At 71.2% G+C, this 21559-nt stretch carries 16 protein-coding genes; 5 read left to right on the forward strand and 11 right to left on the reverse strand.

The features are described from left to right. The first annotated feature begins 109 nt into the window (after positions 1–109). Positions 110–586 carry a DUF3093 domain-containing protein gene (locus AC5RUW_RS07270; protein WP_494160059.1) on the forward strand — a complete coding sequence of 159 codons (477 nt, stop codon included), beginning with the start codon at positions 110–112 and terminating at the stop codon, positions 584–586. Positions 587–611: 25 nt separating this feature from the next. On the opposite strand, the gene AC5RUW_RS07275 is transcribed toward AC5RUW_RS07270, so the two are convergent. After that, complete coding sequence (locus AC5RUW_RS07275; RefSeq protein WP_494160060.1) at positions 612–911, reverse strand: DUF4193 domain-containing protein; 300 nt, start codon at positions 909–911, stop codon at positions 612–614. A 304-nt stretch (positions 912–1215) separates the two neighbouring features. Between AC5RUW_RS07275 and sepH the strand changes: the two genes are divergently transcribed. Beyond that, positions 1216–2547 (forward strand): septation protein SepH, encoded by a 1332-nt coding sequence (gene sepH, locus AC5RUW_RS07280; protein ID WP_494160061.1) that lies wholly within the window; start codon positions 1216–1218, stop codon positions 2545–2547. A gap of 91 nt (positions 2548–2638) precedes the next feature. Here the strand turns inward: sepH and AC5RUW_RS07285 are convergent, their stop codons facing one another. The 3 genes from AC5RUW_RS07285 to AC5RUW_RS07295 all read right to left on the reverse strand — a co-directional run bounded on the left by AC5RUW_RS07285 (position 2639) and on the right by AC5RUW_RS07295 (position 7262). Then, entirely contained in the window at positions 2639–3814 is a 1176-nt protein-coding gene (locus tag AC5RUW_RS07285; protein WP_494160062.1) for an alkaline phosphatase family protein, read from the reverse strand. A 5-nt stretch (positions 3815–3819) separates the two neighbouring features. Further along, positions 3820–4485, reverse strand: coding sequence for a DUF5998 family protein (locus AC5RUW_RS07290; protein ID WP_494006792.1), 666 nt, complete (start codon positions 4483–4485; stop codon positions 3820–3822). An 80-nt stretch (positions 4486–4565) separates the two neighbouring features. Continuing rightward, on the reverse strand, positions 4566–7262 hold the full coding sequence (locus tag AC5RUW_RS07295) for a bifunctional acetate--CoA ligase family protein/GNAT family N-acetyltransferase (protein ID WP_494160063.1): 2697 nt from the start codon (positions 7260–7262) through the stop codon (positions 4566–4568). 152 nt (positions 7263–7414) lie between these two features. Between AC5RUW_RS07295 and AC5RUW_RS07300 the strand changes: the two genes are divergently transcribed. Next, positions 7415–9895, forward strand: a complete 2481-nt coding sequence (locus AC5RUW_RS07300) for a DNA gyrase/topoisomerase IV subunit A (RefSeq protein ID WP_494160064.1) — start codon at positions 7415–7417, stop codon at positions 9893–9895. Positions 9896–10014: 119 nt separating this feature from the next. Here the strand turns inward: AC5RUW_RS07300 and AC5RUW_RS07305 are convergent, their stop codons facing one another. The 3 genes from AC5RUW_RS07305 to AC5RUW_RS07315 all read right to left on the reverse strand — a co-directional run bounded on the left by AC5RUW_RS07305 (position 10015) and on the right by AC5RUW_RS07315 (position 12986). Next, positions 10015–12327 (reverse strand): heavy metal translocating P-type ATPase, encoded by a 2313-nt coding sequence (locus AC5RUW_RS07305; RefSeq protein ID WP_494160065.1) that lies wholly within the window; start codon positions 12325–12327, stop codon positions 10015–10017. 33 nt (positions 12328–12360) lie between these two features. Further along, positions 12361–12579, reverse strand: a complete 219-nt coding sequence (locus AC5RUW_RS07310) for a heavy-metal-associated domain-containing protein (RefSeq protein WP_494160066.1) — start codon at positions 12577–12579, stop codon at positions 12361–12363. Positions 12580–12644: 65 nt separating this feature from the next. Beyond that, positions 12645–12986 carry a metal-sensitive transcriptional regulator gene (locus AC5RUW_RS07315; protein WP_494160211.1) on the reverse strand — a complete coding sequence of 114 codons (342 nt, stop codon included), beginning with the start codon at positions 12984–12986 and terminating at the stop codon, positions 12645–12647. A gap of 140 nt (positions 12987–13126) precedes the next feature. Here AC5RUW_RS07315 and AC5RUW_RS07320 point away from each other — a divergent pair, with 140 nt between their 5' ends. Beyond that, positions 13127–13819, forward strand: coding sequence for a metal-dependent transcriptional regulator (locus tag AC5RUW_RS07320; protein WP_494160067.1), 693 nt, complete (start codon positions 13127–13129; stop codon positions 13817–13819). Between the two features lie 11 nt (positions 13820–13830). Here AC5RUW_RS07320 and AC5RUW_RS07325 read toward each other — a convergent pair whose 3' ends face one another. The 4 genes from AC5RUW_RS07325 to AC5RUW_RS07340 all read right to left on the reverse strand — a co-directional run bounded on the left by AC5RUW_RS07325 (position 13831) and on the right by AC5RUW_RS07340 (position 20947). After that, positions 13831–14820, reverse strand: a complete 990-nt coding sequence (locus AC5RUW_RS07325; RefSeq protein ID WP_494160068.1) for a GNAT family N-acetyltransferase — start codon at positions 14818–14820, stop codon at positions 13831–13833. A gap of 2 nt (positions 14821–14822) precedes the next feature. Continuing rightward, positions 14823–18287 carry a thiol reductant ABC exporter subunit CydD gene (cydD, locus tag AC5RUW_RS07330; protein ID WP_494160069.1) on the reverse strand — a complete coding sequence of 1155 codons (3465 nt, stop codon included), beginning with the start codon at positions 18285–18287 and terminating at the stop codon, positions 14823–14825. Next, a complete protein-coding gene (gene cydB, locus AC5RUW_RS07335; protein ID WP_494160212.1) occupies positions 18284–19255 on the reverse strand; it encodes a cytochrome d ubiquinol oxidase subunit II in 972 nt (323 codons plus the stop codon). The genes cydD and cydB overlap by 4 nt, the downstream gene beginning before the upstream one ends. A 72-nt stretch (positions 19256–19327) precedes the next feature. Further along, positions 19328–20947, reverse strand: a complete 1620-nt coding sequence (locus AC5RUW_RS07340; RefSeq protein WP_494160070.1) for a cytochrome ubiquinol oxidase subunit I — start codon at positions 20945–20947, stop codon at positions 19328–19330. Positions 20948–21183: 236 nt separating this feature from the next. Between AC5RUW_RS07340 and AC5RUW_RS07345 the strand changes: the two genes are divergently transcribed. Further along, positions 21184–21552 carry a BlaI/MecI/CopY family transcriptional regulator gene (locus AC5RUW_RS07345; protein ID WP_494160071.1) on the forward strand — a complete coding sequence of 123 codons (369 nt, stop codon included), beginning with the start codon at positions 21184–21186 and terminating at the stop codon, positions 21550–21552. Positions 21553–21559: the final 7 nt, after the last annotated feature.

Here is a 21559-nt window from a genome sequence, read left to right on the forward strand (position 1 = left end):
GTTCGGCCCCGGCCGCGGCCCTCCATCACCCGGCGCCGGGCGGTGTGCCGCGCTCCCGGCCCCGGGGGCCCGATATGAAATCCTGCGGCCGAGGTGGGATGCTGGGACCATGCCCAACTCCGCACAGCAGACCTCCCCCACCGCCCCGATCTACACCGAAAGGCTGCTGCCGTCGTTCTGGATCTGGCTGGTCGTGGCCGGCATCGCCGCCTCGTGCGTGCTGGTGTTCGTGCCCATCAGCCTCGAGGCGGGGATCATAGCCGCGATCGTGGCCGCGATCATCATGACGGTGCTGCTGCTGCTCTCCACCCCGGTGATCGAGGTGACGCCGACGACCCTGCGGGTGGGCCGCGCGCAGATCGAGCGCCGCTTTGTGGGCGACGTCGAGGCCTTCACCGGTGACGAAGCGACCGCCGAGCGGGGCACCCGCCTCAACGGCATCGCCTACCTGTGCATCCGGGGATGGATCTCGCCCGTGGTGCGGATCGAAATCACCGACCCGGCTGACCGCACGCCGTACTGGCTGACCTCCACGCGCCGCCCCGAGCAGCTCGCGGCCGCCCTGCGGACCGGCCGCACGGACTGACCCGCGGCGGCGGGGCGGGCCGAAATCAGGCGGCGCAGTCGCTGCAGTAGAGCATCCCGTCCTTTTCGGCTGCTATCTGCGAGCGGTGCCGGACCAGGAAGCACGAGGCGCAGGTGAATTCATCGGACTGCGCCGGGAGCACGCGGACCAGCAGCTCCTCGCCGGAGAGGTCCGCTCCCGGCAACTCGTAGGCGTCCGCCGCCTCCGCTTCGTCTTCGTCCACCACCGCGGACCGGGTCTCGGTGCGGCGGGTCTTGAGCTCCTCGAGGGAGTCCTCCTTGATGTCCTCTTCGGACTTCCGCGGAGCGTCGTAGTCTGTTGCCATAATCCGTTCTCTGCGTTCCCTGGAGTCGGAGCAGCGGCGCCCTTGCGCCGCAGCCGGCCGCCTCCGGACCAGGAGCGTCCGGGAAGCGGCTTAGGTGTACAACGCCGTCTGCCTCCCCTTCGTGCCCGGTGTAAGCCATTAATTGCAGTTTGTGAGCAAAGAGGCTCCGGGGCGTGGCCCGGATCACGTGCCCGGCCCGGACCGGGCCCGCGGATCCGCGCCACACCCGGGCAAAGCGTAGGTTTTCCCCCCGGGAAATGGCATTGTGTCAAGAAGGAACTTGTTACCGGCTGGAGGATTTTTCATGCAGGATCTGCGGCTCGTCGGGGTCCACGAAGATGGGGAGCACCTGCTGCTCAGCGGCAAGGGCGGCGAAACGTTCCGGCTCCGCATCGATGAGGCGCTTCGGGTTGCCGCCAACCGCCCGACGCATCGGCCCGTCCAAGCTGGCGAGTCCGACGGCCCTACCATGACGCCCCGCGATATCCAGGCCCGCATCCGTGCCGGCGCCAGCGCCGAGGAGGTCGCCCGCCTTTCGGGGCACGACCTGGCCCATGTGCTGCGTTATGAAGGCCCGGTCCGGGCGGAGCGGGACTACATTGCCCGCCAGGCGCAGGGCGTGGAGGTGGCTGCCCCGGGCGCCGCTCCCGGCGAACGGCACCGGACGGCGTTCGGCGAGCGTCCGGTCAGCCTGGGCGAGATGGTCGCCTACCGCCTGCGCGACTTCGCGGTGGACCCCGAGGACGTGGAGTGGGACGCGTGGCGGCGTCCGGATAATTCCTGGGAGGTCGTGGCCGGCTTCTCCCTGCCGGAGGACTCCGCGGTCTCCGTGGGCGAGGAGCCTCCCGCCAAGTGGATCTTCAGCCCGCTGCGGCGCAGCGTCTCCAACGCCAACCGGTGGGCCCAGCTGCTCAGTGAGCTGGAGCCCCTGGACTCCCCCGTTCCGGCCCGCCGGCTGTCGGCCGTGGCGGACCGTGTGTTCGACATCGAAGCGGAAGCCGACGCCGAGGGCGCCGATCCCGACGACACCGACAACCTGCTCAGCGTCCTGCGCTCCCGGCGCGGACAGCGGCTCGGCGCTGATGAGGACGCCGACGACGCCCTGGCGGCGATGCTGGCCAAGGGCAGCATTCCGGCCGCCCATCCGCGCCCGGGCCAGGCACCTGATGACGAGGGAACTGCTGCTCCGCGCACCGGCCGCCTCAACCTGGTGGCCCCGGCCGACGACCCCGATGAGGCCGACCCGCTGCACCTGCCGGCCGGAAGCGAACCGACGCGGGAGATCACCCTCCTCGCGCGGCCCTTCCGCCGTCGCGGCCCCGTCCCCGCAGAGCCTGCCGAGTCCACAGAGCCTGCCGACAGCGGCCGGGACCAGGCGGACGGCGCGGAGGACCAGGCTGAGGAAGAAGCCGTCCAGCCGGCCGCGGACCGCCCGGAGTCGGCCCCGGCACGGGCAGGGGCGCGCAGCGGCGGCTTCCCCTGGGACAAGGTTGAACCCGCGCCCGGGCACGAGGAGGCCGAAGAGGCCCGCAGCGGACGCGGCGGGGAAAATGCCCGGGAGCGCCGGACCATCAAGCCCAAGCGCTCCTCCGTGCCCAGCTGGGATGAAATCGTCTTCGGCACCAAAAGCGACTGACCGGCCCCTCCGGCGCGCCGGCCTGTGAGGGTTCGGCCGCCCGGTGCCCGGCACCGTCGTCAAATCGGCCGGCAGGAACCTGCCGGTGGCGTCAGCGGCGGCCCGGAGCGGCCAGGGTCAGCAGCGGAACCTCCCGCTCGACGCGGGTCAGCGATCCGTGATAGCCCACCATGTCCAGGGCGGTCTCCGGCTGGCGCCGGGTGTCGAACAATGCGATCGGTTCCCTCGCGGCCACCAGCACGTCGCCGATCCGCGGCCGGACCGCCGGATCGACCTCCGCGCCGAAGAGGCCGGCCGCCAGCGCCTGGTCCCGCGTGAGGATCCATGCCCGGCTGCCGTAGGCCTTCCGCCATGCGGCGAGCAGCGCGTCCCGGTGGGCTTCGGTGGCATCGGGCTCCAGGTAGAGGTGGAGCATGCGCGGCTCCCCCGCGGTGTGCCGCACCCCGGCCACCAGGGCGGAATCGGCTGAGAAGTCGTACCGGTGCCGGGCCTCGACGTCGAGCATGCCGTGGTCGGCGGTCAGGACCACCAGGGTATCCGCCGGCACCCGCCGGACCAGGGTGCGCAGCGCGCCGTCGAGCTCCTCCAGCTGGTCCCCCCAGCGGCCCGACTGGCAGCCGTACCGGTGCCCCGCCTTGTCCAGCTCATTCCAGTACAGGTACATCAGCATGCTCTTCTCGGATACCAGGGCCTCCGAAGCGGCGGTGACCCGTGCGTGCATCCCCTCCGCCGAGATGAACCGGCCGCCGCGCAGCGCCGCCCGGGTCATGGCCGAATCGGCAAACCGCGGCAACGAGACGGTCACGGTGGGCACATGCTCCTCGGCGCGCTCAAAGACGGTCGGGTGCGGCTGCCAGGCTTTCGGATCCACTCCGGGATCCCAGCCGCCGAGCTGGTTGACCACGCGGTCCTGCGCCGGGTCCAGCACGTCATAGCCGACCATCCCGTGCCGTCCGGGCGGCAGGCCGGTGCCCAGCGAAGCCAGCGACGCCGCCGTCGTGGTGGGAAAGGCGGCCGAGAGCGTCCGGCCGGTGGAGGCCAGGCCGCGCAGGAACGGCGCATGGCCGGCCCGCTGCCGCAGCAGGGACTGGCCGAGGCCGTCCACCATGACCACGCAGACCCGCCGCGCGGGCGGCAGTGCCAGCGCATTGGCGAAACCGGGCACGCCGACGACGGCGGCCGCGCTGGAGAGCACCTCCGCAACGGTCCGGGACCCGAAGGGCGGAGCCGCCGGCAGGTCCTGGGCGGAACCGGTGTCCTGGAGCACCGCCGCTACCGCTGGTGGTGGCCGCGGTTGAACCGGACGCCCGGCATCCGGCGGTCCAGTCCGGCGTCCAGGGGCCGCGCCGCGGTGGTGGCGTCGGTGTTGACCTTGCGCAGCGCCCGGGCGAACGCCTTGGCGTTCTGCACCGCCTGCAGCCCGTCGGCCTCGGCGCTGACCCGCAGGACGATGTCCTCCTGGGCGACGGTGCCGGTGTAGCCGTGGTCGGCGTCGCACTGGGGATCGGCGCAGCCGGCCGGGCCCATGTCCAGCCGCTGGCCGCCGGACCACGCAATGGCCAGGGTCAGCTCGCGGGCCTGGTCGGACGGCTTGTAGTTCTGCGGCTGGGCGTAGATGTAGCCCAGGACGACGGAGCGGATCTGGGCCACGGGAACCGACTCGGTGGAGACCTGGGCCATCATCTGCTCGCCCGCGTCATCCAGCTGCTGGTCATCGACATGGGTGACCACCAGCATGTCCTCGGTGAGCACGAGCACGGTGATGTGCCGGTGCACCTCGGTGCGGTCGAAATGGGTTTCCAGGTGGATCAGGTGCGAGAGCGGCTCGCGGTCGTCCAGGGCGTCATGGACGACGTCGGCCAGCAGGGTCGGGTAGAAACCCGCCCGTTCGATCGAAGCGTCGAGGCTGCGTCGGGCAGCGGAAAGTAGCGGAGCCATGCAACCAGTTTCCCCCGTCCCGGCCCCCATCGCCTAAACGGACGCGCCGGGCTGTGGGCAGCCGCGCCGCCGGACCCCGCTTAGCCGCGCAGGGCCCGTCTGGCGCTGTCGGTGCGCCGCTGCGGGTTGCCCAGCCGGATGTCGGCGCTGAGCACCGTCACGCCGTTGCCGGAGACCAGGACGGGGTTGATTTCCAGCAGGGCCACCTGCGGATGCTCGTCCTTGAGCAGGGCCAGGCGCGCCACCAGGTCCTCGAGGGCGGCGACGTCGGCCGGCGGCAGTCCCTGATAGCCGAACAGCTTGGTGGAGGCCCGCGGGGCACGGATCAGGTCCGCGACGTCGACGTCGGTCAGCGGCGGAATGCCGTGCGCCCAGTCGTCCAGCAGGTTCACCGCATCGCCGGCCAACCCGAAGGACAGCACCGGGCCGAGCAGCGGATCCTCAATGGCGCGGATGGTGCAGCCCTGCCCGGTGGGTGCCATCGCCTGCACCTCCAGCTCGAAGCTTCCGTAGGGGGCCAGGGCCTGGTGCATGTGTTCGATGTTGCGGCGCAGCGACTCCGGGGTGGAGATGTTCAGGCGCACCCCGCCCAGGTCCAGGCGGTGGCGCAGATGTTCGTCCATGGTTTTGATCGCCACCGGCCAGCCCAGCCGGTCGGCGGCGGCCACGGCCTCGTCGGCGGTCCGGAACGGAACGGAGGGCAGCACCGAGACCCCGTAGCTGCCCAGCAGCTGTGCCGTCTGCGCGGCGTCCAGGCGCATCAGCCGGTCCCCCGGCACCTGGTCCATCAGCGCATCGATCAGTTCCTGCGCCGCGGCCGGATCAGTGTTGTCCGGCTCCACGAAGTGGCCGTGCTCGCGGGAGGCCCATTCGGTGTACCGCATCACGGCGGCCAGGGCGCTGACGGCCGCGCCCGGGCTGGCGAAGCAGGGCAGCCCGTGCTGGCGGCCGTTGCCCCCGTCGTCGCGGGTGGCGAGCAGGCCCTCGACGTGGGCCATCGGTTCCATGATTCCGGTGAACGCGGCGACCACCGGCTTGCCGAGTTCCTCCACGCATTCGGCGAGGCAGTCGGCGATGGCGTCCATGGTCAGGCCCGGCGAGGGCAGCAGCGTGACGACGGCGGCGTCGACGGCGTCGTCGCCCATCACCTTGGTGATGGTGGCGCGCAGCTGCGGCAGGGCAACGCTCATGCCGGTGTCGAGCTCCAGGTCCGCCTCGACGCGGGCCACCTCCAGGTCCAGCGACACCGCGGCGTCGGCCACCACCCGGCCCAGGGCGGCGGAGTTGCTGAAAACCGCGAGCCGGCGCCCGCGCGGCAGCGGCTGGCTGACGGCGATCTGCGCCACGTCCATGAGCTGTTCGTTGGTGTCCACCCGGATCACTCCGGACTGGCGGAACATGGCGTCCAGCGCCCCGGGCGGGGCCTGCGTGGTGCGCACGGCGTGCCCGGGCGGCAGCCGCAGGCCGGTGACGTCGGACTTGGCGACGATCACCGGCTTGGAGGTGGCCAGCCGGCGGGCGATCCGGGAGAACTTGCGGGGATTGCCCACCGACTCGAGGTATAGGCCCACCACGCGGGTGTCGGCGTCGTCCTCCCAGTACTGCATGGCGTCGTTGCCGGACACGTCGGCCCGGTTGCCGGCGGAAATCGTCGAGGAGATGCCCAGGGACCGCCGCTGCGCCGCGGCGTAAAGCAGCACGCCGATGGCCGCCGACTGGCTGAACAGGCCCAGCCCGCCGCGGCGCGGCAGCTCGGGCGCCATGGACGCGTTCAGGCAGACCCCGGGCCGGGTGTTGATCATGCCCAGCGACGCCGGGCCGACCACGCGCATGCCGTTCGCCCGGGCCCGCCGCACCAGCTCCCGCTGCCGCGCCAAACCCCGTTCGCCGTCGCCGGCGAATCCCGCGGTGGCCACCAGCAGCCCCTTCACCCCGGCTGCGGCGCATTCGTCGACCACCGGCAGGACCTGCTCGTAGGGCACGGCGATGACGGCCAGCTGCACCGGCTCCGGCACTTCGGCGATCCGCGCGTAGGAGACCATGCCGGCCAGCTCGAAGGCCTCCGGGTTGACCGCGTATACCGGCCCGTTGAAACCGCCCTCCACGATGTGCTCCAGCAGCTGGTAGCCCACCGTGCCCCATTCCCGGCTGGCGCCGATCACGGCCACCGACGACGGCGCGAGCAGGTCAGCGACGCTGCGCGCCTCGGCGCGGTGCTCGCGTGCCTCCATCACCGCCCGGGACTTCTCGGTGGGGTCGATGTTGAAGTCCAGGGCGATCACGCCGTCGTCGAAGTGGCGGCGCACCTCGTAGCCGGCGTCGGCGAAGACGCCGATCATCTTCCGGTTCTCGGGCAGCACCTCCGCGGAGAACCGGCGGATCCCGTTCTCGCGGGCGGCGTCGGCGAGGTGCTCCAGCAGGATGGACCCCAGGCCGCGGCCCTGGTGGTCATCTGAGATATTGAACGCAACCTCGGCCTCGGCCGGGTCGTCGAGGCGGTCATACCGGCCGATGCCCACGATCTCCGAACCGATGGTGACCACCAGCGCCACCCGGTCCCGGTGGTCGACCTTGGTGAAGCGGGCCAGCTCCTTGCTGCTCAGCTTGGCCTTGTAGGTGAAGAAGCGCAGGTAGATGGAGTTCTGCGACTGGCGCATGTGGAAGGCCTGCAGCGCTTCGGCGTCGTCGGGGTGCACCGGCCGGAGGTGGGCCGTGCCGCCGTCGCGCAACACGATGTCCGCTTCCCAATGTTCGGGGTACTGTCCCTGGTCCGCCATAGACTCAGGGTAGTGGGATTTTTCCCGCACTGTCAGCAAACCTGCCGGGCGGGTCCGTCAGCCAGGCCCCGGCGTGCCGCCGCGGACCGCGGCGCATGTCGGGCCCTTGCCCGGCGGGACCGCCCAACCGACCGCAAGGACACAACCCCAGCATGGCCCGGCGCTCCTCCCCGTCCAATCCTCCCGAGCAGATCGCTGAGAACATCGTCGACATCGACGTGACCAGCGAGATGGAGGGCTCCTTCCTGGAGTACGCCTACTCGGTGATCTACTCGCGTGCGCTTCCCGACGCCCGAGACGGCCTGAAGCCGGTGCAGCGGCGCATCCTCTACATGATGGCCGAGATGGGCCTGCGCCCGGACCGCGGCCACGTCAAGAGCGCCCGCGTGGTGGGCGAGGTGATGGGCAAGCTGCACCCCCACGGCGACACCGCCATCTACGATGCGATGGTCCGCATGGCGCAGGACTGGGCGCTGCGGCTGCCGCTGATCGACGGCCACGGCAACTTCGGCTCGCTCGACGACGGCCCGGCCGCCGCCCGGTACACCGAGGCGCGCCTGGCCGCCCCGGCACTGACGCTGACCAGCCACCTCGACGAAGACGTGGTGGACTTCGTTCCGAACTACGACAACCAGCTGCAGCAGCCCGAGGTGCTGCCCGCCGCCTTCCCGAACCTCCTGGTCAACGGCGCCTCCGGCATCGCCGTCGGCATGGCCACCAACATGGCCCCGCACAACCTCGGCGAGGTCATTGCCGCGGCCCGGCACCTGATCCTGCACCCGGACGCCACGCTTGAGGACATGATGCGCTTCGTGCCCGGGCCCGACCTGCCCTCCGGCGGACGGATCGTGGGCCTGGACGGCATCCGCGACGCGTACGCCACCGGGCGCGGTTCCTTCAAGACCCGCGCCAAGGTGGAGATCGAACAGATCAGCCCCCGGCGGACGGGCCTGGTGGTCACCGAACTGCCCTACATGGTGGGCCCGGAAAAGGTGATCGAAAAGATCAAGGACGCCGTCACCTCCAAGAAGCTCGCCGGGATCTCCGACGTCGTGGACCTCACCGACCGGACCAACGGGCTGCGGCTGGTCATCGAGCTGAAGAACGGCTTTAATCCGCAGGCGGTGCTGGCCCAGCTGTACCGGTACACCCCGCTGGAGGACTCCTTCGGCATCAACAACGTTGCCCTGGTCGACGGCCAGCCGCGCACCCTGGGCCTGCTCGAGCTGCTGCAGGTGTACGTCGCCCACCGCCTCGGCGTGGTGCGCCGCCGCACCGCCTTCCGGCTGGGCCGGAAGAAAGACCGGCTGCACCTGGTCGAGGGCCTGCTGGTGGCCATCATGGACATCGACGAGGTCATCCAGATCATCCGGTCCTCCGACGAGACCGCGCAGGCCCGGGAGCGGCTGATGGCGATCTACGACCTCTCCGAGGTGCAGGCCAACCACATCCTGGAGCTAAGGCTGCGCCAGCTCACCCGTTATTCGCGGATCGAGCTGGAAAAGGAGCAGGAGGAGCTGCGCCGCGACATCGCCGAGCTCGAGGAGATCCTGGCCTCCGATACCCGGCTGCGCGCCCTGGTCTCGGACGAGCTGGCCGAGATTGCCGACAAGTACGCCACGCCCCGCCGGACCCTGCTGCTGGAATCGGAGGCCGACGGCGCGGCCGCCGCCGCGTCCCTCACCGCCAAGGGCAAGGCCGCCAAGGCCGTCCTGCCGCTGGAGATCGCCGACGACCCGTGCTGGGTGATCCTGTCCACCTCCGGCCAGGTGGCCCGCACCGCGGACCAGCAGGAACTCACCGAATCCGGTAAACGGGCACGCCATGACGCGTTCCGCTCCGTGGTGCGTGCCACCGCGCGCGGCGAAATTGCCGCCCTGACCTCCACCGGCCGGATGGTGCGGGTGCAGGTCATGGACCTGCCCGTGCTTGCGCCGGGCATCGGCCTGCCGAATCTGGCCGGCGGGGTGCCGGTGAAGGAGTTCCTGTCCCTCGGGAAGAACGAACGCCTGGTGGCCCTGGTCCCGCTGAACCAGGTCCTCGCCCTCGGCACACGCAACGGAGTGGTGAAGCGGGTCAATCCCGACTATCCGCTGAACCGCGATGAGTGGGAGGCGATCGCCCTCAAGGACCGCGACGAAGTGGTGGGCGCAGCAGTGGCCGCCGAGGACAGCGATGAGCTCGTGTTCGTCACCTCCGGCGGGCAGCTGCTGCGCTTCCCCGCCGCCGCCGTGCGGGCGCAGGGCCGGACCGCGGGAGGCATGGCCGGCATCAGGCTCGCCGACGGCGACCAGGTGGTGTTCTTCGGCGTGGTGTCCGCCGAGGACCCGCAGGCGGTGGTCGTGACGGTGTCCACCGGGGCCGAGACCCTGCCCGGCACGCCGGGAGGCTCGGTGAAGGTCACCCCGCTGCAGGAGTACCCGGTGAAGGGCCGTGCCACGGCCGGTGTGCGTGCGCACCGGTTCCTGAAGGGCGAGGACACGGTGTCGCTGGCCTGGGCCGGGCACGGCCCCGCCAAGGCCGCCGCGGCCAACGGCGTGGCCCGGGCGCTGCCCACCGAGCACGGCCGCCGCGACGGCTCCGGAGTGCCGCTGGCCAGCCAGGTCGACGCCGTCGGACCCAGCCTCGGATAGCGCAGCGCCGTCCGCTGCGGACACCGGAAACGGGAAACGGGCCGGCCGCCACCTGGAAGGGTGGCGGCCGGCCCGTGTCGTCTCCCGGCCGAAGGGGCAGCCCTCCGCTGTCCCGGCACTCACCGGCCCGAGGCGGACCCCCGCGGCGTGAACCGGCGCAGGCGCAGCGAGTTGGCCACGACCAGGACCGAGGATGCCGCCATGGCGGCTCCGGCGATCATCGGGTTGAGCAGCCCCAGCGCGGCCACCGGAATGCCGACCGCGTTGTAGAAGAAGGCCCAGAACAGGTTGGTCTTGATGGTGGCCAGGGTCTTCCGGGACAGTTCGATGGCACCGGCCACCTGGGACAGATCCGAGCCCATCACGGTCAGGTCGGCCGCTTCGATGGCGACGTCGGTGCCCGAGCCCATGGCGATGCCCAGGTCGGCCTGCGCCAGGGCGGCGGCATCGTTCACCCCGTCACCGGCCATGGCCACGGTCGCTCCCCCGGCCTGCAGCTCGCGGACCACCTCCACCTTGCGGCTGGGCAGCACGTCGGCGTGGACGTCCGTGATGCCGACGGCGGCGGCAACCTTGGCTGCCACGGCTGCGTTGTCGCCGGTCAGCAGCACCGGGCGCAGGCCGAGTTCACGGAACCGGGCCACCGCCGCGGCGGAGCTGTCCTTGATCGTGTCCTGCAGGCTGAGGATGCCCGCGGCCCGGCCGTCGACGGCGATGAACACGGCCGTGTTCCCGGACTCCTGCTCGCGCAGCAGCGCGGCGCGGGCGGCGTCGGTGAGACCGATGCCGTTGTCCTCAAGCCAGCCGGTGCGGCCGACCACCACGCTGCGGCCCTCGACGGAGCCGCGGACACCGCCGCCGGGAGCGGACTCAAACCCCGTGACCGGGGCATGTTCCGGGACCGCCTCGGCGATGGCCCGGGCGACGGGGTGTTCGCTGGCGGCCTCGACCGCCGCGGCGAGCCGCAGCAGGACGCCGTCGTCGAGGTCCTGGCCATCGAAGGCCCGCACGTGGGCCAGGGACAGCCGCCCGGTGGTGACCGTTCCGGTCTTGTCCAGCACGATCGTGTCCACGGTGCGGGTGTCTTCAAGGACCTGCGGGCCCTTGATCAGGATGCCCAGCTGCGCGCCGCGGCCGGTGCCGGTCAGCAGGCCCACGGGCGTGGCCAGCCCCAGGGCACACGGGCAGGCGATGACGAGGACGGCCACGGCGGCGGTAAAGGCCGCCTGCAGGTCGCCGCTGAACAGCATCCAGAGCGCAAAGGTCGCCACGGCGATGCCCAGGACCACGGGCACGAACACGGCGCTGATCCGGTCCGCGAGGCGTGCGATCGGGGCCTTGCCGGACTGCGCCTGGCTGACCAGGCGCCCCATCTGGGCCAAAGTGGTCTCCGAGCCCACGCGGCTGGCTTCCACGATCAGCCGCCCGGAGGTGTTCAGGGTGGCGCCGGTGACGGTGTCTCCGGGGCCGGTCTCGACCGGTACGCTCTCACCGGTCAGCAGTGACGCGTCGACGGCGGAGCGGCCTTCGAGCACGATCCCGTCGGTGGCCACCTTCTCGCCGGGGCGGACGACAAAGACGTCCCCCACCGCCAGGCGGTCGGCGGGCACCATGACCTCCCGGCCGTCGCGCAGCACCGCCGCCTCGCGGGCTCCGAGGCTGAGCAGGGCGCGCAGGGCCGAGGAGGCGCGCGCCTTGGCGCCTGCCTCCAGCCAGCGTCCCAGCAGGAGGAACGTGACGACGACGGCGGCCACTTCAAAGTAAAGCTCCACGCCTCCGCCCATCCCGTCCATGCCGTCCATGCCGGGATCGGCGGTGGCTCCGGGGCTCAGCAGCAGTTCGGCCAGCGAGAAGAGGTAGGCGGCGCTCACCCCGATGGACACCAGCGTGTCCATGGTGGAGGCCCCGTGCCGGGCGTTGACGGCGGCGGCGCGGTGGAAGGGCCAGGCCGCCCACGTCACCACGGGAGTGGCCAGGGCGGCCACCACCCAGCCCCACTGCGGGAACTGCAGCGCCGGCACCATGCTGATCAGCAGCACCGGCAGGGACAGCACAGCGGCGGTGATCAGCCGGGGCCGCAGGTCGGCGGCCGTGCCGCCGTGGGCCATGTGGTCTTCGTGCGCGGGTCCTGCCCCGGCGTGCCCGTCATGGTCCGTCTCCCCCGCTCCGTGGGCGCGCGGTTCGGGTGCGGGCCGCCGGAGGCGGGCGTGGTATCCGGCGGAGTTGACCGCCTCGACGACCTGCTCATCGGTCACGTCGTCGGGGACCTGCACCACCGCGGACTCCAGCGGCAGGTTCACGGTGGCGGAGACTCCCTCGATCCTGCCCAGTTTGCGCTCGACCCGCCCCACGCAGGAGGCGCAGGTCATACCCTCGATGTCCAGTTCCAGGACCCGGGCGGGACGTTGGTTCAACAGTTCTTCAGTGCTCATCGGAACCCCTCCTTTCGGGGCGGAGCGCCGGGCTCAGGAGCCGGCGACGACGGTGTACCCGGCTTCAGCGACGGCCTCGCTCAGCTGCTGCCGGGTGACGTTGGGGTCATGGCGGACCACGGCGGCGGAGGCCTGCCCGCTGTTGAGGGTGACGTCCACGCCTTCGACGCCGGGCACTGCTGTGAGCTCCTCGGTGACCGAGGAGACGCAGTGGGCGCAGGTCATGCCGGTGATGTTGAGCACGGTTTCCATGGTGGTGCCTTTCGGTGGTTTCGGCTGGGTTCGGCTTCTTCAGTGGGGCGGCGGCCGGCGCGCGCTCAGCGCAGCAGGCGGCCGATGGCGTCGGCGGCTTCCTGGACCTTCTCCTGGACGACGGAGGGGTCGCCGGTGGCCTGAGCCTGCTCGGCGGCCCCCACCACGCAGTGCGACATATGGTCGCGGACCAGGCCCAGGCTCACCGCATGCAGCGCCTTGTTGATGGCTGCGACCTGCGTGAGGATGTCGATGCAGTACTTGTCCTCCTCGACCATCCGCGCGATGCCGCGGACCTGCCCCTCAATGCGGCGCAGGCGCCGTAGATAGGCCTCTTTATCCTCGGTGTAGCCGTAGCCGTGCCCGGTGGTGGCGGCCGGGCCGTCGGGCTGCAGATCGGTGTCCATGGCGGGCTCCTCGGTGAAGTGGGCGGCGTGTGTCAACAGCCCTCAAGTTATACCCCCTGAGGGTATCCGTCAAGTACCCCCAGGGGGTATCTGCAGCCTGCTTCCGACCGGCTCCGCGGGCTCTGGCGTATGGTGGACGGGTGCCCGATATCCAGCTTTCAGCCGCCGCTGAGGACTACCTGAAGGTCATCTGGACAGCGCAGGAGTGGACCAGCGCGCCGGTGACCATCTCGGCCCTGTCCGCTCATATGGGCTTTTCCCCGTCCTCGGTCTCGGAGGCGGTGAAGCGCCTGACCCGGCAGGGCCTGCTGCAGCACGCCCGCTACGGCTCCATCGCGCTCACCGAGGCCGGGCACCGGGCAGCGGTCGCCATGGTGCGACGGCATCGGCTGATCGAAACGTTCCTCGTGGAGTACCTCGGCTATGGGTGGGACGAGGTGCATGACGAGGCGGAGCAGCTTGAACACGCCGTCTCCGACAAGATGGTCGATGCCCTGGCCGAGCGTCTTGGTCACCCGCTGCGGGATCCGCACGGCGACCCCATCCCCGGCCGTGACGGCAGCTTTCCGCCCCTGGACGCCCGCAGGCTCAGCCGCTGTGAACCGGGCGAGCAGGTGCAGGTGGCACGTGTTTCGGACACCGACCCCCAGCTGCTGCGCTATCTGGCCGGGCTGGGGCTTAACCTCGACGTCGGGCTGCAGGTGCTGGAGCGGCAGGCCTACGCCGGAACGGTGACCCTGCTGGCCGCCGGGAAGCGGCTGGACCTGGGCCTGCCCGCGGCCGAAGCCATCTGGGTGGTTCCGCGCGCCGCGGATCCGGTTCCCGCCGACTGACCGCCCCCGCTTCAGCGCAGGGGGAAGTCGAACACCACTTCGCGGTGCGTGGGCCGGTAGCCGAGGTTCTCGTACAGGGCCAGGGCACCGGAGGGATTTTCGGTATCCACGGCCAGCGCCGCCTTCTGCATCTGCGAGGCGGCGTAGCGCCGCATCGCCTCGGCCAGCATGGCGGGCGCCAGGCCCTGGCCGCGCCAGCCGCGCCGCACGCCGAGCAGTTCCGTGTAGCCCTCGGTGTGCCCGTGGATGCGCTCGCATTCCGGGTCGTAGCTGGCCAGGTGGTAGCCGGCGACCTGCCCCTCGCCGTCGAGCACGGCGAAGCTCCAGTCCCGTCGGAAATGCGGGTGCGTGGTGGTGAACTTCCAGCGCTCCAGGTCCCGCGGCTCGCTGCCCCAGTGGTCCCGGAAGGCCTCGTTGTGGGCCTGCCGGATGGGCTCGGAAAGCCGGTTGCTGAACGTCGCGAAGCTCATGCCGTCCGGCAGCGGCGCCTCGGGCGGCGCAGAGTCCAGGGAGCGGGTCATTTCCGTGAAGTACCGGGACACCGATCCTCCGGCCGCGGCCAGCAGCCCGACATGCCCGGCGTTGGCTTCCTCCGCGTAGACGCGCAGCACCGGGCGGCGGTGCCCCGGGCCGTGCAGCCGCTGCCGGGCACGCTCCAGCTGCCAGCGCAGCACCTCCCGGCCGATTCCCCGGCCGCGCAGTTCGGGGTCCACGCCGCCGAATCCGTCGGCGGTTTCGGATCCGCGGTTGAGCGCCACGCGGCCGAAGGCCCGCAGCGCCCCGGTCCGGTCGAAGCCGGCCTGGGTGTCCCGCGCGGGGTCGTTGCTGCTGTTGGCCAGGGCGTGTTCCAGATCCGCCGTGGTGTCGGTCCACGGCGGCCGGTCGGCTGCCGCCATGCGCTGTATCAGCGCGTGCCAGGCCGGGACATCGGCGGTTTCAAGGGCGCGCCAGCGCAGGCCGGTCTCCGGGCCGGGGCGGCGGGGTTCGATGGGTGCCGTCATTCCTACAGCCTAGCCAGAACCTCCGCCGGGGGCTCCATTCGGCCGTGCTCCAGGTGCATGCGGCGCTCACACCACGCTGCATCGTCGGGATTGTGGGTGACCATGACGACGGTCCGACCGGCCAGCCCGCTGCGGAGGTCGGCCATCAGCTGCCGTCCGGCCTCTGCGTCGAGGTGCGCGGTCGGTTCGTCCAGCAGCACGACGTCGGCGTCCGTGAGCAGCGCGCGGGCCACCGCGACCCGCTGCCGCTGGCCGCCGGAGAGGAAGTGGCCGCCGGCACCTACCCGGGTATCGAGTCCCTCGGGCAGCCGCTCAAGCAGCGGGCCGAGGCCCACGGCCTGCAGCGCCTGCTCCAGCTCCGGCTCCGTGGGGGCGTGCCTGCGGTCGCGCGCCAGCAGCAGGTTTCCGCGCAGCGTGGAGTCGAAGAGGTGGGCCTCCTGGGGGCACCAGGCCATGCGCCGAGCGGCCGGGGGCAGATCGTCGGCCGGGCGCCCGTTGATCAGGATCCGGCCTTCCTCCGGCGTGAGGAAGCCGAGCAGGACACCCAGCAGCGTGGACTTCCCGCTGCCCGAGGGCCCCGTGACGGCCAGCCAGTCTCCGCTCTCCAGCGTCAGGTCAATGCCGTGCAGCGTGGCTGCCGGTGCGCCCGGATAGCGGTAGCCGACGCCGGCGAGCTCCAGCGTGTGGACCGGCGCACCGTCGGCCGCCGGCTGGGAATCCGCAGCTGCGGTGCCGCTCCCGGTGTTCCCGTCGTCGTCGACGTCCGGGCTGCCGAGGTCGGGCAGCACCCGGTCCCCCAGGGTGCGCCAGGCGCTGAGCTGCTGGATGGAGCCGTTGACGGCAACGAAGGGCTCAATCAGGGCCAGCTGCATCAGGATGATGACCGCTGCGATCGACGGCGCGGTGCCGCCGGTGTGCAGGCAGGCCCAGAGGGCGGAGGCGGCGCAGGCCAGCGCGGTGAGGGCGTTGGCCAGGCCCTCGGCCCAGGCACTGCGGCGCACGGCCGCGGAGGCCTGCGCCTCCAGCGCACGCTGCCGGGCCAGCACCGGGCCGGCGGAGCCGTTGGCCTCCAGGTCGGGGGCGGCTGCCAGCAGGCGGGCCATCGCGGCCATGGCGGAGGACTGCAGGCGGACCGTCCGCGCCCGGGCGGCCGCGTCGGCGGCCAGCGCGAGCAGCGGGGAAACGACCAGCCCGAACAGGCACAGCAGCAGGACCCCGGGCAGGGCCGCCGGCATCAGCAGCCCGGTGGCGAGGCAGGCGACGGCCGCGGTGAGCAGACCGGTCATCGGGGCGAAGACCACCCGCGGTGCAATGTCGCGCAGCTCGTCGACGTCGCCGACCAGGCGTTCCAGGGCGCCGCCGCCGCGGGCCAGCCGCCGCCAGCCGGCCGGCCGCTCAAGCAGTCCGTTCCAGAGCCGGATGCGCAGGGCGTTGGTGGCGCGGAAGACGGCGTCGTGCAGGTGCAGGCGTTCGCGGTAGCGCAGTACCGCCCGGCCGATGCCGAAGAAGCGGACGCCGACGATGGCGGTCAGCAGGTAGAGGATCGGCGGCTGTTCGCTGGCCCGGACGATGAGCCAGCCGGAGAGCGAGGACAGCGCGACCGCGAAGAGCGTGGCCCCCGTGCCCAGGAGCAGGGCCAGCAGGAACTGCGGGCTCCACGGCCGCAGGACCAGCAGGTTGAGCCGGAACGGCTGCCGGACGGGGGCCTTCCCCGGTGCGTCGGCCGTGTCCGTCGCCGCACTGACCGCCGTGAAGCCGGCTGCGGTCTCAGCGGTGTCGACGACGGAGACCTCCGGCGCTGCGGCGCCGGGGTGCACCGGGATGTGCAGGTCCGCGGCGGCGGCGGTGGCCGCGTCGTGGGCCACCAGCAGCACGGTGGCCCTCCCCCGCAGCCGCTGCAGGGCGGCGATGACGGCGCGGGCGCTGGCGGCGTCGAGGTGGGCGGTGGGCTCATCGGCCAGCAGCAGGACAACCTCGGGCCGATGCGCCAGCCGTGCCAGCGCGCGGGCCACCGCCACGCGGCGCTGCTCGCCGGGGCTGAGGTCTCCCGTGGCGGCGTCGATCAGGTGGCCGGCGTCGATGTCGGCCAGTGCCCGGGCAGCGGCCTCACGTCCGGCCTCGGCGGTGGAGGCGCCGGCATAGAGGGCGATTTCCGCGGCCACGGTGTCCTCGACGAGCACCGGGTGCTGCGGAATCCAGGCGGTGGTGTCCGCAGACGCACCGGTCACTGTGCCGGTGATGACGGCGGCGCCGTCGTCGGACGGAGCGGTCGCATCACCGGATTCTGCGGCGGGAACGGCCCGGCGCAGTCCGGCCAGGACTTCGAGCACGGTCGTCTTGCCGGTGCCGCTGGGGCCTGTGAGCGCGGCGATGCGGCCGGCGGGAACGGTAAACCCCAGGTCCTGGACCACGGCGCCGTCCCGGGCAGGATAGCGGACCGTCAATCCGCTGACCGTGAGGTCGCGGGGAGCGGCGGCGTTTCCGGCACCGGAACCGGGATCCGACGGCGCAGCGGCCGGCACCAGCGGGGTGGAGGCGGGCGCCGTCAGTACCTCGTCGGTGCGGCGCAGCGCCTCGAGCCCGTCCTCGCTGGCATGGTGGGCCGTGCCGAGGTCGCGCAGCGGCTGGTAGCACTCCGGCGCCAGGATGAGGGCCAGCAGGCCCAGCTCCAGGGACATGTCGCCGTTGACCAGCCGGATGCCGATGAAGACGGCGACCACGGCCACCGAGATGGTCGAGATCAGTTCCAGGGCCAGCGAGGACAGGAAGGCCACGCGCAGGGTCTGCAGCGTCGTCTTCCGGTATTCGTCGGCCACGTCGCGCAGGGCGCGGGCCTGGGCCCGGGCGCGGCCGAGGCCGACGAGCACGGGCAGGCCGCGGACCAGCTCCAGCATGTGGTCGGAGAGGCGGTGCAGGGCGTCGATGGCCTTGGCCGTGCGGTCACCGGTATGCAGGCCGATCAGGATCATGAACACCGGCACCAGCGGGACGGTAAGCACGATGACGACTGCACTGACCCAGTCCGCCGCCAGGATCCGCAGGCCCACCAGGGCGGGCACGACGGCGCAGGTCACCAGTGCCGGCAGGTACTTGGAGTAGTAGGTGTCCAGGCCGTCCAGCCCGCGGGTGAGCAGCACGCTGAGGGCGCCGTTGCCCATGCCGGGCACGGAACCGCCTTCGGCCAGGATCCGGTCGGTGAGCCGGGCCCGCAGTTCGTCCTTGACGCCGACGGCGGCGCGCTGGGACACCGATTCCTGTGCCCACATGGCCAGGGACCGCAGCATTGCGCCTGCCGCGCCGGTGCCCAGGGCGTGCGCCCAGTCGACGCCGCCGGCGGCTATGCCGGCGATCGCTTCGGCGGCGCCGCCGGCGAGGAGCACCAGGCCCACGGCCTTGACCGCGGCCACGAGGCCCAGCAGGTACAGTGCGCGGCGGCTGGCGGCACTGACGGGCAGGACCGGCTTCACTGAGCGCTGAAGGTGTGGGCCGCCGGGATGGAGTCCGCGGAGACGCGCTTGCGGAACACCCAGTAGGTCCACCCCTGGTAGAGGATCACGATGGGCAGGCCGAGCAGCGACACCCAGCTGATCACGGTGAGGGTGTAGGAGCCGGAGGAGGCGTTCTGGACCGTCAGGTCCCACGCGGCGTCGAGGCTGCTGGGCAGCACCACGGGGTACATGGCGGTGAAGATCGACGCCGCGCCGGCCACCAGGAACGCCCCCAGGGAGGCGAAGGCGAACCCTTCACGTTCCCGCCGGGCGAAGTCCCAGGCCATGGCGACCGCCACCACCGCGACGGCGAGCAGCACCAGCGAGGCCAGGCTGCCGCTGTCCAGGTTAACGCCCACCGCCCAGACGGCCATCGGCGCGATGCCCAGCGGAAGCCAGCGCACCAGGGCACGGCGGGCCCGCAGACGGATATCGCCGTCGGTCTTGAGCATGAGGAACGCCAGGGCGTGCACGAGGGCGAAGCCGACCACGGCCAGGCCGCCGATGACGGCCCATCCGTTGAACCAGGCGAACGGTCCGCCTACCCGGTCGCCGTTCTCGTTCAGCGGCAGGCCGGTGCTGGTCAGCGCCAGCGCGGCGCCCACGCCGAACGCGGAGACGAAGGAGCCCAGGGACAGGGCCCAGTCCCAGCGGCTGCGCCACCGGTCGTCGTCGTGCTTGCCGCGGTACTCGATGGCAACCGCCCGGAAGATCAGTCCGAGCAGGACCAGCACCAGGGGCAGGTACAGCGTCGAGAACAGCGAGGCGTACCAGAGCGGGAAGGCGGCGAAGGTCATGGCGCCTGCGGTGACGAGCCAGACCTCGTTGCCGTCCCAGACCGGGCCGATGGTGTTGAGCATGACCCGGCGGTCCTTGTCGTTGCGTGCCATGAGCTTCATGAGCATGCCGACGCCGAGGTCGAAGCCTTCCAGGAAGAGGTAGCCCATCCACAGGAAGGCGATGATGATGAACCACAAAGTGGGAAGCGTCACGTCAGTTCTCCAGAAGTCGGTCGCGGGTCAGTACGCGAAGTCGAGGACGTCGTCGGCCTTCTTCCGGCCGCCGTCCGGGTCGTCGCCGCCAGCCGAGTCGAGTCCGCCGGACGGGCCGTCGTCCCCGTCATGGAGCAGTCCGGGCATCGAGGACGGCACGCCGCCGCGGACGAACTTGACCAGCAGGCGCACCTCGACCACCAGCAGGGCGAAGTAGACCAGCGTGAACGCGATGACCGAGAAGAGCAGCTCGCTCAGCTCGACGCCCGGTGAGACGGCGGCGGCGGTGAACATGAACACGCCGTCGTTGCCGCCGAAGGCCAGCGCGGCGGGGTTGGGTGCCACGACGAAGGGCTGCCGGCCCAGCTCCGTGAAGACCCACCCGGCGGCGTTGGCGCCGAAGGGGGCCAGGATGCCGAAGACGGCCAGGCGCATGAGCCACTTGGACTGCGGGACGGTGCCCTTCCGGGTGACCCAGAGCGCGGCGGCGGCCGCCGCTGCGGCTATGGCGCCGAACCCGATCATGATGCGGAAGGCCCAGTAGGTGGCAGCCAGGTCGGGCACGTAGTTGACGGGCGCACCCGAGTAGTCGCCGTACATCTCTCCTTCGGGCAGGAACTCGCCGTAGGCCTCCTGGTACTCGGGGATCAGGGTGTTCACGCCCTTGACCTCGGTGGTGAAGTCGCCGTTGGCCAGGAAGGAGAGCAGGCCCGGAACCTCGATGAGGTTGGTGACGTCGTTGCAGTCCGTGGAGCCTACGTCGCCGATGGCGAGCACGGAGAAGCCGGTGCCGTCGTGGCAGGCGGATTCGGCCGCGGCCATCTTCATGGGCTGCTGCTCAAACATCAGCTTGGCCTGGAGGTCGCCGGTGACGGCGACTCCCGCGAACGCGATGACGGCGATCCAGGCGCCGATGCGCAGCGAACGGAACCAGACCTTGTGGTCCGCCTTGTCCCGGCCGGTGCCGGGCACCTCGCCGACCACCACGCGGCCGGATTCGTCCACGGTGTCGATGCCGTCCTTCCGGCGCTTCCACAGGTGGTACCAGGCGATGCCGAGCAGGAAGCCGCCGGCAACGGCGAGGGCGCCCGTAATGGTGTGCGGGAAGGCGACCAGGAGGGTGTTGTTGGTGAGCACCGCCCAGATGTCGGTCAGCCTGGCGCGGCCGTCGACGATCTCCGTGCCGACGGGGTGCTGCATCCACGAGTTGGCGGCGAGGATGAAGTAGGCGGAGACGACGGAGGCCAGCACCGCGGCCCAGATGGTGGCGAGGTGGATCTTCTTCGGCAGGCGCTTCCAGCCGAAGATCCACAGGCCCAGGAACACGGACTCCGTGAAGAAGGCGAGCAGCGATTCCAGGGCCAGCGGGGCGCCGAACACGTCGCCCACGAAGCGGCTGTACTCGCTCCAGGCCAGGCCGAACTGGAACTCCTGGACCAGGCCGGTGGCGATGCCGAGGATGAAGTTGATGAGGAAGAGCTTGCCCCAGAACTTGGTCATCCTCAGGTATTCGTCCTTGCCGGTGCGGACCCAGACGGTCTGCAGCGTAGCCACCACCAGCCCGAGGCCGATGGTCAGGGGAACCATGAGGAAGTGGTAAACGGTGGTGATGCCGAACTGCCACCGTGCGATGTCTAGAGCGTCCAACGCGGGATCCTTCGAACGGAAAGAAACAGAACTTCTACCTTGTGTAGAAGTATCTTCTTCTACAGATCGTAGAACACCGGGGTAAAAATTTCTACGGTTCGTAGAAACATGGCGGGAAACACGGTACATTTGGTGGTACAGTTTCGTGCCTCGGCGGCCCGGCCTCCACGGCGGACACCCTGGAGGACACGGACGCAGCATGACGCAGCACGACCGGATAGATGTAAGGACGGAAGATGGCAACCCTCGGCGAGCTTGAGCGGGCGATGATGGACCTGCTGTGGGATTCGGCCGAAGCGGCCACCGCCAATGAACTGCGTGAACAGCTCGCCGCCCGGGGCGGCGAAGGCAAGGACCTTGCCGTGACCACGGTCCTCACCGTGCTTTCACGTCTGGAGAAGAAGTCCCTGGTCGAGCGGGAGCGGGACACCCGACCGCACCGCTACCGGGCCGTCACCACCCGGGCCGAGCACACCGCCGAACTCATGCATGAGGCCCTCGGCTCCGCCAGTGACCGCGAGGCCGTGCTGGCCCGGTTCATCGGCTCGGTTTCCGAGAGCGAGGCGCAGACGCTGCGCCGCCTGCTCGGCGCCGTCGCGCCGTAGGGCTCCG

It is taken from the genome of Arthrobacter sp. Y3222053 (assembly GCF_059092805.1).